Annotated in this window: 17 protein-coding genes; 7 read left to right on the top strand and 10 right to left on the bottom strand. The window is 62.1% G+C overall.

Translation table 11 applies throughout. The annotated features are described in order from the left end of the window. Window positions 1–153: 153 nt before the first annotated feature. Window positions 154–1,137 carry a bifunctional riboflavin kinase/FAD synthetase gene (locus RO009_12290; GenBank protein MDT3685806.1) on the bottom strand — a complete coding sequence of 328 codons (984 nt, stop codon included), beginning with the start codon at window positions 1,135–1,137 and terminating at the stop codon, window positions 154–156. A 78-nt stretch (window positions 1,138–1,215) separates the two neighbouring features. Continuing rightward, window positions 1,216–1,689: a MaoC family dehydratase gene (locus RO009_12285; GenBank protein ID MDT3685805.1), complete on the bottom strand. Its 474-nt coding sequence runs from the start codon at window positions 1,687–1,689 to the stop codon at window positions 1,216–1,218. 224 nt (window positions 1,690–1,913) lie between these two features. On the opposite strand from RO009_12285, the gene RO009_12280 reads away from it, so the two are divergent. After that, a complete protein-coding gene (locus RO009_12280) occupies window positions 1,914–2,294 on the top strand; it encodes a response regulator (GenBank protein ID MDT3685804.1) in 381 nt (126 codons plus the stop codon). 10 nt (window positions 2,295–2,304) lie between these two features. Here RO009_12280 and RO009_12275 read toward each other — a convergent pair whose 3' ends face one another. The 3 genes from RO009_12275 to RO009_12265 all read right to left on the bottom strand — a co-directional run bounded on the left by RO009_12275 (window position 2,305) and on the right by RO009_12265 (window position 6,314). Then, window positions 2,305–3,162 (bottom strand): TIGR01459 family HAD-type hydrolase, encoded by an 858-nt coding sequence (locus tag RO009_12275; GenBank protein MDT3685803.1) that lies wholly within the window; start codon window positions 3,160–3,162, stop codon window positions 2,305–2,307. A gap of 36 nt (window positions 3,163–3,198) precedes the next feature. Continuing rightward, window positions 3,199–4,659 carry an EAL domain-containing protein gene (locus tag RO009_12270; protein ID MDT3685802.1) on the bottom strand — a complete coding sequence of 487 codons (1,461 nt, stop codon included), beginning with the start codon at window positions 4,657–4,659 and terminating at the stop codon, window positions 3,199–3,201. Between the two features lie 113 nt (window positions 4,660–4,772). Continuing rightward, window positions 4,773–6,314 carry a glycosyltransferase family 39 protein gene (locus tag RO009_12265; protein ID MDT3685801.1) on the bottom strand — a complete coding sequence of 514 codons (1,542 nt, stop codon included), beginning with the start codon at window positions 6,312–6,314 and terminating at the stop codon, window positions 4,773–4,775. A 117-nt stretch (window positions 6,315–6,431) separates the two neighbouring features. Here RO009_12265 and RO009_12260 point away from each other — a divergent pair, with 117 nt between their 5' ends. Further along, a complete protein-coding gene (locus tag RO009_12260; protein MDT3685800.1) occupies window positions 6,432–7,409 on the top strand; it encodes a glycosyltransferase family 2 protein in 978 nt (325 codons plus the stop codon). A gap of 102 nt (window positions 7,410–7,511) precedes the next feature. Here RO009_12260 and RO009_12255 read toward each other — a convergent pair whose 3' ends face one another. Then, window positions 7,512–8,858, bottom strand: a complete 1,347-nt coding sequence (locus RO009_12255; GenBank protein MDT3685799.1) for an aspartate aminotransferase family protein — start codon at window positions 8,856–8,858, stop codon at window positions 7,512–7,514. Between the two features lie 91 nt (window positions 8,859–8,949). On the opposite strand from RO009_12255, the gene hisS reads away from it, so the two are divergent. Then, the gene (gene hisS, locus RO009_12250; protein MDT3685798.1) at window positions 8,950–10,554 is read left to right on the top strand and encodes a histidine--tRNA ligase; all 1,605 of its coding nucleotides are present in this window, start codon (window positions 8,950–8,952) and stop codon (window positions 10,552–10,554) included. Between the two features lie 92 nt (window positions 10,555–10,646). On the opposite strand, the gene RO009_12245 is transcribed toward hisS, so the two are convergent. The 3 genes from RO009_12245 to RO009_12235 all read right to left on the bottom strand — a co-directional run bounded on the left by RO009_12245 (window position 10,647) and on the right by RO009_12235 (window position 12,253). Next, a complete protein-coding gene (locus RO009_12245; GenBank protein ID MDT3685797.1) occupies window positions 10,647–11,201 on the bottom strand; it encodes a DUF3617 family protein in 555 nt (184 codons plus the stop codon). 101 nt (window positions 11,202–11,302) lie between these two features. Continuing rightward, on the bottom strand, window positions 11,303–11,773 hold the full coding sequence (locus tag RO009_12240) for a nuclear transport factor 2 family protein (protein ID MDT3685796.1): 471 nt from the start codon (window positions 11,771–11,773) through the stop codon (window positions 11,303–11,305). Between the two features lie 3 nt (window positions 11,774–11,776). Then, complete coding sequence (locus RO009_12235) at window positions 11,777–12,253, bottom strand: nuclear transport factor 2 family protein (protein MDT3685795.1); 477 nt, start codon at window positions 12,251–12,253, stop codon at window positions 11,777–11,779. Window positions 12,254–12,481: 228 nt separating this feature from the next. Here RO009_12235 and RO009_12230 point away from each other — a divergent pair, with 228 nt between their 5' ends. Beyond that, the gene (locus RO009_12230) at window positions 12,482–13,630 is read left to right on the top strand and encodes an ATP phosphoribosyltransferase regulatory subunit (GenBank protein ID MDT3685794.1); all 1,149 of its coding nucleotides are present in this window, start codon (window positions 12,482–12,484) and stop codon (window positions 13,628–13,630) included. Continuing rightward, a complete protein-coding gene (hisG, locus tag RO009_12225; protein MDT3685793.1) occupies window positions 13,627–14,598 on the top strand; it encodes an ATP phosphoribosyltransferase in 972 nt (323 codons plus the stop codon). Before RO009_12230 ends, hisG begins: the two co-directional genes overlap by 4 nt. Here hisG and RO009_12220 read toward each other — a convergent pair. Next, window positions 14,595–15,137, bottom strand: a complete 543-nt coding sequence (locus RO009_12220; GenBank protein ID MDT3685792.1) for a GtrA family protein — start codon at window positions 15,135–15,137, stop codon at window positions 14,595–14,597. The two genes, hisG and RO009_12220, sit on opposite strands and share 4 nt — an antisense overlap. Before the next feature lie 152 nt (window positions 15,138–15,289). On the opposite strand from RO009_12220, the gene RO009_12215 reads away from it, so the two are divergent. Together RO009_12215 and RO009_12210 are read left to right on the top strand one after the other, a co-directional pair. Next, the gene (locus RO009_12215) at window positions 15,290–16,348 is read left to right on the top strand and encodes a glycosyltransferase family 2 protein (GenBank protein MDT3685791.1); all 1,059 of its coding nucleotides are present in this window, start codon (window positions 15,290–15,292) and stop codon (window positions 16,346–16,348) included. A 41-nt stretch (window positions 16,349–16,389) separates the two neighbouring features. Further along, the gene (locus RO009_12210) at window positions 16,390–17,259 is read left to right on the top strand and encodes a ChbG/HpnK family deacetylase (protein MDT3685790.1); all 870 of its coding nucleotides are present in this window, start codon (window positions 16,390–16,392) and stop codon (window positions 17,257–17,259) included. Window positions 17,260–17,327: the final 68 nt, after the last annotated feature.

Raw genomic sequence — 17,327 nt, 5'->3', positions numbered from 1 at the left:
AGGAGCGCAGCACGATCAGGACTGGCCTGCGCCTCTCGGCGCGCCGTCCCCCTCTCTCACAGCCCGGGCGCGGTTCGCGCCGCGGGAAGGAGCGGAGCGTTGGCTGAATGGAACTGCCTGTCTACCGTCGTCCCCGCGTTCGCGGGAACAACCTCAAACCGGGATCTCCCCCAACATCGGAAACACGTCTCCCGCCCGCGCCAGCGCCTCGCGCGCGCGCTGCGAATCGAGGTCCATCTGCGCCACCAGCGCCTCGAGCGTCTCGAATTTCTCTTCCGCGCGGATCCAGCCGATGAAGGCCACGTCGAGATGCCTGCCGTAGAGGTCGCCCTCGAAGTCGAACACGAACACCTCCAGCAGCGGCGCGCCGTTGTCGAACATCGGGCGTCGGCCGAAGCTCGCCACTCCGTCATGGCGTTTGCCGCCGACAGCGACACGCACCGCATAGATGCCGTGCTTCAGGCCGCAAGCGGGATCAAGCCTGATATTGGCGGTCGGGTAGCCGAGATCGCGCCCGCGCTTGTCGCCGTGGATGACCTCGCCGGACGCAAACCACGGATAGCCGAGCAGTTCCGCTGCTTCGACCACGCGGCCCGCGGCCAGTGCCGCCCGCACGGTGCCGGACGAGACCGGCCTGCCCTCGTCTTCCAGCGGCGGCACGATCTCCACCGGAAAGCCGCGCCGAGCGCCTTCCTCTTTCAAGAACGCGGGAGAGCCCTGCCGATTCTTGCCGAAATGAAAATCGAACCCGACCGTGGCCCCGCTGACCGCAAAGCGCTCGACCAGAATCTTCGCCACGAAATCTTCGGCCGGCAAACCGGCAAGCGCCGCGTTGAAGGTCAGCACGATGGCGCCGTCGGCGCCGGTCGCCGCCAAGAGGCGCAGCTTCTGCCTCTCGTCGCTCAGACGGAACAGAGGCTCCTGCGGCCGGAAGAAAACGCGCGGATGCGGTTCCAGCGTCAGCACGGCGGCCGGGCGCGACAGGTCCTGCGCCCTGCGGAGGGCGGCGCCGATCACGGCGCGATGGCCGCGATGCACGCCGTCGAAATTCCCAATGGCGACCACCGCGCCGCGCAAGGCGGCGGCGTTCTCTGCGTCGCGCACAACGATGAAAGGCTTGCGGGGAGTGTCAGGCATGCGGCTGGCGTCGGGTTCGCGCACCGTGTCGGCTGCCACAGGCTTCAAGTCAAGCACCAGGTCCGCACGTCAAAAACCTCAGCGCGGCACCGCATTGCGCGCCGGCACCGAGACGATCGCCTCGCCATCCAGCACGGTCTTGCCGTCCACCGAGGCCTCGCAATGCAGACGCACCTTGCGGCCCTCCGGCACCAGTTCAATGACCTCGACTATGATGGTGACGACGTCGCCGATCTTCACCGGCCCCTGGAAATTGAGCGTCTGCGAACGATACACCGCCCCCGGCCCCGGCAGCCGGGTGCCGAGCACCGCCGAGATCAGGCTCGCCGTGTAGAGCCCATGCGCGATGCGCTGCCCGAAGCGGGTAGTGGCGGCATAGTGGTCGCAGAGGTGGATCGGATTGTTGTCGCCGGACAATTCCGCAAAGCCGATGACGTCGGTTTCCATCACCGTCTTCATCAGCACCTCTCGCATCCCGACCCGCAGGTCCTCGAAAAAGAGAACCCGCATCAGACGGGGGTCGACGGGCGGCTTCGCAGCGGCAGGCGGCATGGAGTTGGATTCTCAATAGCTTGCCGCAGAATAGTCGCTGCACTGCAAAAAAATCGCAATGACTCTTTGGGCGAAGCAGCAACGAATTTTGCGCGTTTCCAGGCAGTTAACCTGATCTTCAGGCCGTTTTGCCACATTACGCACCGCCGCATGGTCCCGTGCGCGCCGAAAATTGCCCTGCGAGCCGCACCAGACGACGTCCTTTCTGTAGCGAGCCGAAGCCCATGGCTGTCGATCTGTCGATGCCCATTCTCGTGGTCGATGACTATCAGACCATGACCCGGATCATCCGCAATCTCTTGAAACAGCTCGGTTTCACCGAGATTGATGACGCCAATGACGGCGCCGCCGCCCTGAAGCGGCTGCGCGAGCGTCAATACGGTCTGATCATTTCCGACTGGAACATGGCGCCGATGAGCGGCTACGAGCTGCTCCGGGAAGTGCGCGCCAATCCCGAAACGGCGGCGACGCCGTTCATCATGATCACCGCCGAATCCAAGACCGAGAATGTGATCGCGGCGAAACAGGCGGGCGTGAACAATTATATCGTCAAGCCGTTCAACGCGCAGACCCTGAAGGCGAAGATCGACGCCGTTTTTCTGTAGCGCCCGACTCTTACCAGGCGAGGCGGTGCGTCACCGCTCTCGGCAAACTGCCGGTTTCGTCAAAAATCGTCTTCACCGCCTCTTCATCCGGCACATCGCGGCCGCCGAATTCTTCGGCATGAATGCCCGCGGTCACGAACAGGCAATCGATCCCCTGCCGCGTCGCCCCGGTGAAATCGGTTCGCACCGAATCGCCGATCGCCAAAACCCGCGACAGCGGCGTTGTCTCGCTGCGTATGGATTCGGCCTTGCGCAACGCCATCTCGTAGATCGGCGCATAGGGCTTGCCGGCGTAGAGCACATCGCCGCCCATGGCCGCATACAGGTCGGCAATGGCGCCCGCGCAATAGATGAGTTCATGTCCGCGCTCGACCACAATATCGGGATTGCCGCAGACCATGAACAGATTGCGCTTCCGCATCACAGCGAGCATCTCGCGATAATCGTCCGGCGTTTCGGTCTCGTCGTTGAACAGGCCGGAGCAGACGACGTAATCGGCAGTTTCGACATCGGCGAAGCGCAGATCGAAACCTTCGAAGATCGCATGATCCCGCTCCGGCCCGAGATGAAACACGCTCTGTCCCGGACGTTGTGCAATCACGCTGCGGGTCACATCGCCCGACGAGACGATGTTGTCGTAGACTTCACGCGGAACATGCAGCCGATCGAGCTGGCGGATGACCGCTTCATGCGGGCGCGGCGCGTTGGTGACAAGGATGACCGTGCCGCCCGCCTTCCGAAACGCGGCCAATGCGTCACAGGCCGGCGGAAAAGCAGCGACGCCATTGTGAATCACGCCCCAGACATCAGAGAGGATGACATCATAGTGCGGCGCCAGTGGCGATAAGCGGTCGATCAGGAGGGTCACGCGGGGATATTCCGGAATGCCGACGAAGCGGCCCGTTTAGCCCATCGCACGGGCGCCGAGAAGGCCCGGCGCGATCTCGCGCGGATCGGGGATGCTGTCGCGCGCCACCACGTCGTTGCGGTCAGCCACGCCTTGCAGCGCCTCGGCCCGCACCGGACGCGGCGGCGAGAACAGGAAGCCCTGCCCGAAGCGCACATCGTAATCGAGCAGATCCACTACGACCGATTCGGCCTCAATGCGCTCCGCGACAAGGCTGATGCCGTGACGGCCGAGCAGATCGGACAGGTCTGCGGTGTGGATATCGGCGGATTCGGGCACGCGGTTGAGCAGCAAAGCCGCCGGAACCTTCACGAATTTGATTCCCCGCTCGGACAGATCGCGCGGGCCGAATTGCAGGTCCCTCACTTGATCCATCGAGAAACGGAACCCCAGTTCGCGCAAGGAGGCCAGTCCTTCGCTCTCCAGCGCGCCCATGGCGCGGAAGGCGTCTTGCGTGAATTCCAGCATCAGCGACGGTGTCAGCGCCCGATTTGCTTCCAGAAACTGCGAGAATTGCGGAAAGACAACGAGATCGTTGAGGGTGGTTGTGGAAATATTGCAGAACAGCCCGATTTCGCGGTTTTTCATTAGCAGGCGCCGCAACACCTGCACGCACCGGAACAGCAGCAGGTTGTCGATCTTGGGCATGAGCCCGGCGCGCTCGGCAACCTCCAGAAAATCCCCGGGCAGAATGAGGGTGCCGTCGTCGGTGCGCAGCCGCGTCATCGCTTCGTAATAGCGGACCTTGCGCTGCGGCAGGGTGAGGGTCGGCTGCAGATACAGATCGATACGGTTGGCGTCGATGGCGCCGCGGATCACCGCAACAATCTCGTCCTCGGTCTTGCCCTTGAAAAAGCCGCTCGTGACTTGGGTCGGGACAGCGGGCTTGGTTTCAGGCACCGCCGTAGGCACCAATGGCAAACGATCGGCTACCGGAGTGCCACCGGCCGTTTGCATAACCAGCACCGGCGCGTCGGCCGGCTGCGGCGCGGCAAGCGGCATGGCTTGCCCGGCAACAGTGGAAGGCAGGCTCGACACGGCCGGCGGGACTGTCATCGCGGCCAGCTTGCTGTCATGAGCGGCGACGGTTTCCGCCAACTGCTTCATCAGACTGCCGAGTTCGCCCAGTTCGACCACCAGCGGGTCGGCGGCTCCGCGCGGCTTGGGGGCTGCGGAATTTTCGCTTTCCAGGGCGACCACCCTGCGGCCGAGTTCGGCGACCTGTTTGGCGAGGTCGGCCGTCCCTCGCGACAGATCGGCAATCTGTTCACCAATATCGGTTCGGTCCCGGACTCTGGTCGACAGGCCGTTGTAAAGCGCGAGCGCCGTCAGCGTCGCCAGCGCCACAATTCCGGATTCCACGACCGACAGGCCCAGCAGTAGATAGACGACGACACCCAGCGAGGCCGCGATCAGAACAATGCAGACCGCGACAAAAATGGCAGTGATGCGCAGCATGTAGAAGCCCGTCGACGCCTCTCAGTGATTCGGTCTGAACCGGGCTACTGTCTCTTACGGCATCGTGCAGCGCAAGCGAACTTGGTGCCGCGCCGGGTCAGAGCTGTGCAGCATTATTCCCGAGGCGGGATCATCACATAGCGCAGCCGGATGATCCTTGGGTGGCGTGAGAGCAGCGGAAGTTCGAGGACCGACGACGCGTTCTCGTCGAAGCCCGGCAAATTTGCCCGCCATGCCGGAAAAAACGACTCACCGCCGGCCCCCTCCTCCCAGACCACCAATGCTCCGCGTCGCTTGACGTCGGCAAGCTGCGCCCAAGGGCTCCGGGCCGATGGACCTTGCAGAATTCCGTAAACGATCACATGGGGTCGATCAGGCGAATAAACCGCGATGCTGTTGGCCGCATGCTCGTCACCCGTCACGTAAACGAGCGGGGATCCGGTCTTCTCGTGCCAGGTTCTGGTGAGGATATCTGCCGCCATCCGTCCCGGAAAATGAATGGCCATGGTCCGTTCCCGGAACAGCGGCTCAATGACCGGAACCGCCCAGTACAAGACCGGCATCGCCACAAAGATCACGGCACAAGCCGCCGCGAAAGCTTTCAGCCGCGCCGTATCCACAACCGGACCGAACCAGACCGTCGCCGCCAAGGGCAAAAACGACCAGAGCGGATAGCCCCACAGCAAGACGGCCAATCGGCCGCCCAGAATCGAAGCCATGGTGACGATGAGGAACGGACCGAAAGCAAGCATCGTCACATAGCGTCGTGCGAAGGCGAGCGCGCCGTCCGCCTGTTGAACAATCGGTCGCGGTCCGTAAGCGAATCCCAGCATCACCAGCGCCGGCAGCACGAAGAAAAACTGCCCGCCGATCCAGCGCAGCGGAAACGTGATGAATTGATACCAACGCTCCGCCTGGCGCGCGCGCAGTTCAGCGTAGATGAGTGGGCTTTGCGTTAGATGATCCAGAAGCCAGGCGACATGCGGCGCGATCACCACGCCGAAAGCCAGCGCCATCAGATACGGCCCGGGTGTGCGCCACGCGCGGCGCGCGCTCGGATCGAGCAGCAGGAAAAGCGCAAGGCTCAGTCCGAAAACGAATGCGGAATATTTGGTCCAGAAGGCCAGCGCCACCATTGCGCCGGCGCCGATCCAATACAGCGCCTGCCCGCGCACCAGCGCGCGATACAGGAAAAATCCGGCCCAGGCCCAGATCGGCAATTGCATCTGGTCATGCGCGAATTTCACCGCGGAAAAATTGTAATAGTGGATTCCTTCCAGCGCGAGGACAGGGATCAGCGCCTGGACCGGCCCGACGATATCGCGGGCGAGGAAATAGACGCCGAGCATACAGATCACGACGGCGAGCGGGCCGAGCAGATAGACCGAATAGATCGTGCCGGTGATCTGATAGATGAGATCGGCCGCCCACCACGGCAGCGGCGGATGCTTCCAGTAGCCGATCTGCCATTCCTTGCCCAAGGCCAGCGCCTCGGCGAGGTCAAGTTGCAGATTGGGGCTCAGCGGGATCGGCAGCAGGGTCCAGATGACCAGATGAGCGGCCAGCACAGCCGCCAGCACCCGGCCGGGCTGTCGGCGCGCGACGTCAATCGTGGCAGTCAGCAAATCGGCGGTTTTTGCCCCGATTGCCCCCATAAACCCTCCCCGTTGAATGCGCTTGGCTTATGGGCCAAGATTTGCCTTGTTGCGCGAGGCGATGAGTGCCCCGCAAGCCCGCTGCCGTCAATGGCCGAGCGCGCGCATGGATAGGTGATGCCGAACTTTCCGGACATCTCGGTCGTACTGCCCGCCCACAACGAGGCTGGCAATATCGGTCCCATGGCCACGGCGCTGGCCGAGTTGCTGCGACCGTTCGGCCGCTGCGAAATCATCTTTGTCGATGACGGATCGGGCGACGGCACGCTCGCCGCAATCCGCACGGCGGCGGCCACAGAGCCATCCGTCCGCTATCTCTCCTTCACCCGCAATTTCGGCCACCAGGCCGCGTTGCGCGCAGGCTTGCGGCATGCGCGCGGGCGCGCAGTCATCCTGATGGATTGCGACTTCGAGCATCCGCCGGAACTCATTCCCCAACTGCTCGCAGCCTGGCGCGAAGGCGCGAAGATTGTTGTAACCCGCCGCGACGATGGCGAAGCCGATTTGCCGGCGCTCAAACGAATCACCTCGCGACTCTATTATCGCGTGCTGGACGCCATCGGAGACGTCAGCATTGAGCCCGGAAGCGCCGATTTCATGCTGCTCGACCGCTCGGTCGTCGACACTGTCAACGGATTGCAGGATCAGGATGTCTTCCTGCGCGCGCTGGTGCGATGGCTTGGGTTCCCGATGACCTCGATCGCCTTCTCGCGCGGCGCCCGCATCCATGGCGACAGCAAGTACACGCTGAAGCGCATGATCGATCTCGCCGTCACAGGTATCGCCGCGCACAGCGTGCGCCCGCTTCGGCTTGCCATCTGGCTCGCGCTCGGTCTGGCGGCAATGGGATTTCTGCTACTTGTCTATACGGTCGCCAGTTATTTCTTCGTGGAAGGGACGGTGACCGGCTGGACGTCAATGATGGCAACCCTCGCTATTCTCGGCGCCGCGCAATTGCTGGTGCTCGGCATCATCGGCGAATATATCGGCCGCATCCTGCGCGAAGCGCGCGGACGGCCGACCTACATCATCGCCGAGACGGAAGCCGACCGCGAACGCGGCACGATCACGCCGCTGAAGCAGCCGGCGGAGTGAGCTATTGAATCGTCATGGTCGGGCTTGTCCCTGCCATCCACGTCTTTGATAGGGTCACGCAAGGCTTGGATGCCCGGTACAAGTCGGGGCATGACGGAAATTCTAACTCAGCGATTTAATGACCTTCCCGATCTTCTCAAAAATCTCGCCGATCTGAGCTTCGCTCACGATCAGCGGTGGCGAGGCGGCAATCGCATCGCCGACAATGCGGAACATGATGCTCTCATCATGGAAGCCGCGCTCCATCGCCTCATATCCGCGCTTGCCGACAGCATCGGGCTTGGACGCGAGATCGATGCCGACCGTCAATCCTACGCAGCGGATGTCGAGCACGTTCGGCAAGCCTTTCAGACTCATGGCCGCATCGTACCAGACCGGCTCGAGCTTCTTCGCACGCTCGAACAGTTTTTCCTGACGATACAGTTCCAGCGTCGCCAGCCCGGCTGCGACGGCAATCGGATGCGCCGAATAGGTGTAGCCGTGGAACAGTTCGACGACATGCTCAGGTCCGTTCATGAAAGCGTCGTGGATTCCCTTGCGCACGATCACGCCGCCCATCGGCGCCGATCCGGAGGTCACGCCCTTGGCAAACGTAATCATGTCCGGAACAACGCCATAGCGTTCCGCGGCGAAGGCATGGCCGAGACGACCGAAGCCGGTGATCACCTCGTCGAAGATGAGGAGGATGCCGTATTTGTCGCAGATCGCGCGCAGCCGCTGCAGATATCCCTTGGGCGCTGGAAGCACAGCAGTCGAGCCCGCCATCGGCTCAACGATCACGGCGGCGATCGTCGAATCGCTGTGCAGCGCGACAAGGCGTTCGAGATCGTCGGCGAGATGCGCACCCCATTCCGGCTCGCCTCTCGAGAAGGCCTGCTGCTCGCGGCTGTAAGTGTGCGGCAGATGATCGACGGCGGCCAGCAGCGCGCCGAACTGCTTGCGGTTGTTGCCAAGCCCGCCGACTGCCATGCCGCCAAAGCCGACGCCATGATAGCCGCGTTCGCGCCCGATCAAACGCACCCGTTGCGCCTGCCCCTTCGCATTCCAGTAGGCGAGCGCGATCTTGAGCGCGGTGTCGGCCGCCTCCGAGCCGGAATTACAGAAGAACACATGGTCGAGATCGCCCGGCGCAAGCGCGGCAATACGGCTCGCCAGTTCGAAGGCGCGCGGATGGCCGAACTGGAAGGTCGGCGCGAAATCGAGCTCGGCGGCCTGCTGCTGGATTGCGTGCACGATCGGGTCGCGGTTGTGCCCGGCATTGGTGCACCAAAGCCCGGCGGCGCTGTCGAGGACTGCGCGGCCTTCGGGCGTGTAATAGTGCATGTCCTTGGCGCGGGCGACCATGCGCGGCCGGCCCTTGAAAGCGCGGTTGGCCGTGAACGGCATCCAGAAGCTTTCGAGATCGTTGGGGATGGCCGTGGCGACGGTCTGGGTCGACGCGCGGGACATGCTGCGCTCCTCATGTTCGGGCAGGGTGCTTGCCGCTATATGGCCCGGCTGCTACCACCGCGCCAATCCCTACCATGGACTTTAGACGATAATGGCGAAGCCCCAGAAGCTGAAAGCGCGGCTGCCGCGCGGCCTGTCCGACCGCGGACCGGCCGAGATCGCGGCCACGCGACGCATGACCGACACTATTCGCGAGGTCTACGAGCTTTACGGCTTCGAGCCGGTGGAGACGCCGGCGATCGAATATACCGACGCGCTCGGCAAGTTCCTGCCCGACCAGGACCGGCCGAACGAAGGCGTGTTCTCGTTCCAAGACGACGACGAGCAGTGGCTGTCGCTGCGCTACGATCTCACCGCCCCACTCGCCCGTTATGTGGCGGAGAATTTCGATACCCTGCCGAAGCCCTATCGCAGCTATCGCTTCGGCTGGGTGTTCCGTAATGAAAAGCCAGGACCTGGCCGCTTCCGGCAATTCATGCAGTTCGATGCCGATACGGTCGGCTCTGCCTCGCCCGCCGCTGACGCTGAAATCTGCATGATGGCTGCGGATACGATGGAGCGGCTTGGGTTCGAGCGCGGCGAATATGTCGTAAAGGTGAATAGCCGCAAGATTCTTGATGGCATAATGGAAGAGATGGGGATTACCGGCGATGAGAACGCAGCGAGGCGCCTCACTATTCTTCGCGCGATCGATAAGCGTGATCGGATTGGCGACGACGGGGTCCGAGCCCTGCTTGGCGAAGGTCGAAAAGACGAGAGTGGCGATTTTACCAAGGGCGCAGGATTGCTCCCCCTCGTGATCGACGCCTTGCTGAGATTCGTCACCCCAGCGCAAAACACTATCTACTCCTTACCTAGCAAAGACTCCGACGAATTGCGCGATGATAATGATTGGATCGATGCAAGCAGCCTGCATCTCGCCAATCCGGCGCTCGACGGAAAGCGAGTCTATTTCGATAACGAACGACTTCTCGATCATTGGAACCAGTTGTTTGAAAGATCGACGACAGGTCGCGAAGCGATTTCTGAACTTCGACAAATTATCGCCGTTGGGCGCGCAGCCGGGTACGGCTCGAAACGAATTCGTATCGCTCCTGATGTCGTGCGCGGCCTCGAATATTATACCGGACCCGTCTACGAAGTTGAGCTGCTGATCGAAACGAAGGACGAGAAAGGCCGGCCGGTGCGTTTCGGTTCTGTTGGCGGCGGTGGGCGCTATGACGGGCTCGTGTCGCGCTTCCGCGGCGAACCGGTACCGGCAACCGGTTTTTCCATCGGCGTCTCGCGCCTGCAGGCGGCGCTGACGCTGATCGGCAAGCTGGACTCCAAGGCCGAGCACGGCCCCGTGGTTGTCACCGTGTTCGACCGCGACCGCATTGCCGACTACCAGAAGATGGTGGCGACGCTGCGCAATGCTGGCATTCGCGCCGAGCTCTATCTCGGCAACCCGAAGAATTTCGGCAATCAGCTGAAATACGCCGACCGCCGCAACTCACCCTGCGCCATCATCCAGGGCGGTGACGAAAAGGCGAAAGGCGAGGTGCAGATCAAGGACCTGATTGAGGGTGCGAAAGCCGCAGCCGCCATCGCCTCGAACCAGGAATGGCGCGAAACGCGGCCGGCGCAGTTCGCGGTGAAGGAAGAGAAGCTGGTCGAGGCCGTGCGCGAGGTGCTCGCGCGGCACGGGGTGAAGTAGACACATCGTCATGCGTGGGCTCGACCCGCGCATCCATCATGTTCGCAAAAAGGATGGATCGTCGGGTCAAGCCCGGCGATGACCAATAACTGCTACGGCTTCTTCTGCGTTGCAGCCGGCGTCCCCTGCCCTGCCTGCATCTTCTGCATGTCGCGGACATTCAGCTTCACGCCGCCCGGCATGATCATGTCGCCCGGCTTCTGGCCCTTCTTGCATTCGCCGGTCCAATTCGCCGCGATGGTCATGTTCATCTCGGCCGGTCCCGGCATCTTTTTCGCCGCCGGAGAATCTGCGCGCCTAGAATGAACCTTCACCGTGTAAGCGCTGTTGAAATCGCCGGTGATTTCCGCACGGGTCGTCGTGTTCACGCCGCCGATATTGCAGACCGAATCGACGACTAGCGTGTCGCCGTTCTTGCTCATCTCGTGCTTCTCGCACATCTCCTTCTGCATGCCGTTGCCCATGTCGCTCATCAGCTTGTCGGTCTCGGCATCGATGCAATGCTGCGCCAGTTGCGGCGGCATCTTCACGCCGTCCATGCTCATGCGCATTTCCCACAGACCCGGCTTGCGCGGCGGCATTTCGGCGGCCATGGTTGGGGCGGCGGTGCAGACACTCAGAGCAAGAAGAAACAAACGGTGATGCATGCAAGTCTCCTTGAAGGCGATGCTACAACATTTCACGCTGCGCCACGCGGCGCCAGTGCGTGCAGCCATCGGCGCTCGGAAAGCAACAGAAAAGGGGCAATTCAGATTTCAACCAGCTCGCCGTCCGGCGCGATGGAAATAAGTTCTGGAGTGTAATCGAGATTTAATTCGTGCCCCACGACTTGCTCGGTCGCGCTCAGGCTGTCGATCAGTCCTCGAAACCAGAGCAGCTTGTCGTTACGAAAGCGCATGAAGTGAGCGCCACTATAGCTGATGGTGCGCTTGGTGATGGCTTGCGTTGCATGAAAGCGGCTGAGCGTCGCGGCATAGTCGCCCTGAACCAGCAGATGCTTCATCTCGAAATTTCGGGTTTCGAAGGTATCGGTTGCGATCCGGCAGACCATGTCGATGACGGCCGCCTTGCCCTTGCGGTGCCCGCAATGCGGCAGGAAATCAACCGGGCCCGATAGCAGCCAATCCACATCGTCATCGAGAAATGCCGCTAGTCTTTCCGCGTCGCAATTCTCGCGGGCCCTGACGAAATCCAGGACATAATCGCGGGAGATGGCCATTGCTCAGACCTCGACAATGGCCGTTTCAGTATTGATCGCGTGTTGAGCCGGCTCATGCATCGGATCAATGTGATGTCCGAGTACCTGTTCGGCCGCGTCGAAACTGTCAATGATGGAGCGGAAGCAGACGACTTTCCCATCCCTGAAGCGGACGAATTGTCCGCAATGATAGGTGATGACGCGTCCAGTCCGGTGCAGGTAGCCGGACAGCTTGAGATAGGTTGCAGCGAGATCGCCGTCGACCAAGAGCACCTCGGGCTCGATGCTGCGAAACTGGATGGTCGCGGCGAATTCACCTGTAAACAATTTTAGCACCGCCGGCTTGCCATGGTGCTCGCCGCAAAACGGCAGAATCTGCGACGGCCCGATGATCGTCCATTTCACGTCATCGGCGATGAGTGGTGCGAGGCGCTCGGCATCGCGCGTCGCGTAGGCCTGATAGAAGGCCTGCACAGTGCTGGGCGACACAGGTTGCGGCATGAGCCCTCACTCCGGATTGCGCCCCGAGCCTGCCCGGAAATCCTTATCTTTCCGTGAGTTCCCGACTTTCCACCGCGTTAACAGGCCTTTGCCGAGCGTTAACGTTACGAGGCGGCCGAACGGATATCCGCGCGTAGATCGAGACCACCGGCCGAAACATCGTCGAATCCTTAAAGAAGCCGTGCTAAACGGCCCCCGATTTGACGGAAATCGACGTAGCGCGAGCGCATGCCCCAAACGGCCACATTCGACACCAGACACGACCCGCAGGCGGAGATGCTCGTCTCCACCTATGAGCGGGCCGGCTATGGTCGCGTCGCCCCTGCCATCCTGCAACCGGCCGAGCCGTTTCTCGATTTGTCAGGCGAGGACATCCGCAAGAGCATCTATCTGACTTCCGACGCGGAGGGACGCGAATACTGCCTTCGCCCGGACTTCACCATCGCCGTGTCGCGCGATTATCTCGCCTCCGCAACCGCCGGCGCGCCCGCCAATTTCTGTTATCTCGGTCCGATCTTCCGACAGCTTGAAAACGGGCCCGGCGAATTGCTGCAGATCGGCATCGAATCGTTCGGCCGGCGCGACACCGCCGCAGCCGATGCCGAAATACTGTCGCTCGGCCTTGAGGCTACGGCGCAACATGGCCTTGCCAGGCCGGATATCCGCATGGGCGACGTCGGGCTGTTCTCCGCGCTGGTCGGCGCCCTCGATCTCGCTCCGGCCTGGAAGCGGCGGCTGATCAAGGATTTCAACCGCAAGACCTCGCTCGCGCAGGATCTTGATCGTCTGACGCTCGGAGCCATGAACAAACGGCCTGAATATCAGGGCGTGCTTGCCGCGCTCGCAGGCTCCGATCCGAAAGCCGCGCATGCGCTGGTCACCGATCTTCTCTCCATCGCCGGCATCACGGCAGTCGGCGGGCGATCGGTGGGCGAGATCGCCGACCGGTTCCTGGAACAGGCCGCACTCGGCGCTTCCGCCTCACTGCCACAGGAAACCCGCATCCTGATCGAACGATTCCTGGCTATTGCCGGCGACCCGGACGAAGCCGCGGCCGATCTGCGCGCGCTTGCGGCCGACGCCAAGGTCGATATCGCTTCTGCGCTCGATCTGTTCGAAAGTCGGGCCGGTTTCATCGCCGCGCGCGGGATTGAAGTCTCCTCGATCCGTTTCGCGACCGCATTCAGCATCGGTTTCGACTATTACACCGGCTTTGAATTCAGACTGCATGATCCTGCCGGGCGCGTGGAGCCGCCGCTCGTCACCGGCGGACGTTACGACGATCTGCTGACACGGCTCGGGAGCAAGACCCAGATTCCGGCTGTGGGCCTTGGCGCGTGGGTCGGGCGCCTGACGGCGTGCAGAGGCCGGGCATGAGCGCACCGCTCGTCATCGCTGTTCCGGCGAAAGGCCGCCTGCAGGAGAATGCCGAAGCATTCTTCGCGCGCGCCGGCATGATGCTGGTGAAGCCACGCGGCGTCCGTGATTATCGCGGCGCCATCGCCAATTTCGAGAGTGTCGAGATCGCCTATCTCTCCGCCTCCGAGATCACCTCGTCGCTGGCGCAAGGCAGCGCGCATCTCGGAATCACCGGCGAGGATCTCGTCCGCGAAATGATGCCGAAGCCGGAAGATCGCGTCATCCTGCTGCAGGGGCTGGGCTTCGGGTTCGCCAATGTGGTGGTAGCGGTTCCGCAGGCCTGGATCGATGTGCGCAACATGGCCGATCTCGACGATGTCGCAACCGCATTCCGTCTGCGCCGCGGCACCAAGATGCGAGTGGCGACCAAGTATGTGAACCTGACGCGCGCATTCTTCGCCGCGCATGGCATCGCCGATTATCGCATCGTGGAAAGCCTCGGCGCCACCGAAGGCGCACCTGCCGCCGGATCGGCCGAATTGATCGTCGACATCACCACGACTGGCGCCACGCTCGCCGCCAATGGCCTGAAGGTGGTCGAGGACGGCACCATGCTGCGTTCGCAGGCCAACCTGGTCGCCTCGCGCAATGCGGATTGGAGCAATGGTCAATTACCCACAGTCCGCCGCGTTCTCGACCGCATTGCTGCACACGACCGTGCGCGCGCGGTGCGGGAGGTGCGCACTCGTTTCAAAGGCTGCGATGACACCGTGCTGGCCACGGCCAAAGAAAAGTTCGGCGTGTCCTCGCCCTTCGGCGGCCCGACCTCGTCAGGAATGGTCACACTGCATTGTCCGCCGGACCAGGTCTATGCGCTCGCCGACTTCCTGCGCGAGAAAGGCGCTTCGGCAATTTCCGTAGCGGATATCGATTATGTTTTCTCGCTCGAGAATCCGCTGTTCGAGAAACTGAAAGCGGGACTTTAGCTCTCGGTCGATTCTCTGGTTTTCGTCCCGCGCGGCCGGAACACCACGAAATGCGACATCGAGAAATTGACCACGAAGCCGGCACCAATGGCGACCAGCTTCGCCAGCATGATCGGCAGAAACTCCTTCGCAATCAGCAGCGTCGTGGTGTCGGCGATCAGGCCGAGCACGCCGGAAACGGCGAAGGTTGCATAAGCACGCCAGGTCAGTTTGCGGCCGGATTCGGCCGCGAAGGTGATCAGCGAGTTCATGACATAGGAGCCTGAGACCGCGATCGACCAGGCGATCACATTGGCAATGATGATCCCCGTATTCTCCGCCGATGCGCAGCCGCAAAAAGCAGCAACCGACTGGACGGAGCCCGCCAGGGCGGGTACAGCGCCCAGCAGGCGCAGCACGAGCCAGAAAATAAGGTAGTTCACCGCAGCGTTGACCACGCCGATCGACGCAAAGCTGACGGCTTTCAGCATCATGGCCTGTTGCCTGAAGGGCGCAAAGACGCGGGCAAAAGCGCGGGAGGACCGGGGTGCATCTGTCATCGTGGCTTCGTTAACATGTTCCGGCCCGCACGCCAGCCCTCTCTTCATTGACGCCGACTCCTCAGGACCAGGTCTCGGGCGCCTCGCCGCGGGACAGCGCCGGACGGGTAGGCTATAGATCGAGCCCATCGGGAGGGGAATGAGGAGAGATCATGACGGCGGCCGGCGGCCGGCAACCACGAGCGAAGAAGGCCACACGTGCTGGCGGCACGCGGCTGTCTATTGTCGTGCCCTGCTTCAACGAAGCGAAAGGTCTGCTGCAATTCCACGCGCAGTTGAGCGCCGCAGCACAGGCTTTGTTTCGCAAGCGCGGATTACAATGCGAAGTCATTTACATCGATGACGGTTCGAAGGACACGACCTACGAGGTGGCCCGCTCACTCCCTGCCCGGTCGCTCGACGTGCAGGTCATTTCCCTGTCACGCAATTTCGGCAAGGAAGCCGCCCTGATGGCCGGCCTGCAGCATGCGCGCAATGAAGCTGTCTTGTTCATGGACGGCGACGGACAGCATCCGCCGACATTGATCGATACGCTTGTCGGGCATTGGCTCGAGGATGGCTATGACGTGGTCTATACGGCCAAGGCGCATCGCGAGTCAGAACCTTTCCTGCGGCGGCTCGGCGTGAAAACATTCTATTCGCTGATCAACTGGCGCGCACGTCACAAGATACCGGAGGATGCCGGCGATTTCCGCTTGCTGTCGCCGCGCGCCGCCAATGCCTTGCGGCAGATGCCGGAGCGCAATCGTTTCTTCAAGGGGCTCGCAAGCTGGATCGGCTTCAGGCAATTGCGGGTCGACTACGAACCCGAAGAACGCGCACACGGGCAAACAAGCTGGAATTTTGCCTCGTTGATCGGTCTGTCAATCGAAGGTCTGACGTCGTTCTCGGTTGCTCCGCTGCGCTTCGCCAGTTTGCTTGGGATGGCGATGGCGACCGTTGCGCTCTTGTTCGGCGCGATGATTCTCTACGAGACGCTGGTCTATGGAAAATCGGTGCCCGGCTATCCGTCGGTGATTGTCGGCGTCATGGTCCTTGGCGGCGTCCAACTCATCATGATCGGAATCCTCGGCGAATATGTCGGCAAGATCCTGTCCGAGCAGAAGGCGCGGCCGGTCTATTTCATCGCCGAGCATATCATCAAATCCGCCGATCAGGATGAACCGCAGGTCGCAAAGTCGCGACAAAGCGACAATGCAGGCTTGAAATGACGATGGCGACAAGTTGGGGTTGAGCCGTGTCCGGCGAAATAATGGTTGCACCGCCTACCGCCGCGCCGGCCGATTCAAACCTGCGGCGGATCTGGCTGTGCGCCGACGATTACGGCATCTCACCTTCGGTCAACGCCGCCATTCGCGATCTGGTGCTGCAAGGGCGCCTCAACGCGACGTCGGTCATGGTTGTGGCTCCGACTTTTAAACGCTCGGAAGCGCTTTCGCTCGCCATTCTGAACGCCGGAACGCAGCGGGTGGCGATCGGTCTGCATGTCACGCTGACGGGGCCGTTCAAGCCGCTGAGCGAGGGCTTTGCTCCGCTGCACAAGGGCGTGTTCCTGCCGCTGACATCGACCTTGCGCGCGGCAATGTTGCGCATGCTGAGGCCGGAAAGAATCGCCGTCGAGGTCGCCGCCCAGATCAAGGCGTTTGAAGCGGCGTTTGGTCGCTTGCCGGATTTCATCGACGGCCATCAGCACGTGCATTTATTTCCACAAGTGCGAGACGCCGTGCTGAATGTAGCCAGGGATCGCGTGCCGAATGCCTGGATACGCCAATGTGGGCGGTTCCCGGGAGTTGCGGGCGCAAAGGACCGCAAAGCATGGTTGCTTGACCATCTCAGCCGCACCTTTCGCAAACGCGCGAAGAAGCTCAATGTGAAGGTCAACCCGGCCTTTGCCGGCACCTATGATTTTGATGCCAAGCCCGATTTCGCGGCACTCTTCCCGGCCTTTCTCGAGGGCCTGCCCAGCGGCAGCGTTGTCATGTGCCATCCCGGCCACGTGGACGAGGAGTTGCAGCGACTCGACCCGCTCACCACGCTGCGCGAAGCGGAGTACAAATATTTCGTGGGCGAGGCTTTTCCAGGCGTCCTGAGCGCCAAAGGCGTGACGCTCGCCATCATTTAGCACGCAAATTGGCGTAGCCCTCTGGCCAGCCGTTCGCGCCTACCTACATGCGCGTCTGTCCTCACGGG

The sequence above is a fragment of the Pseudorhodoplanes sp. genome (assembly GCA_032027085.1).
GTDB lineage: Bacteria > Pseudomonadota > Alphaproteobacteria > Rhizobiales > Xanthobacteraceae > Pseudorhodoplanes.
The sequence above is the reverse complement of the archived record's forward strand: the minus strand, read 5'-3'. Positions and strand labels throughout refer to the sequence as shown.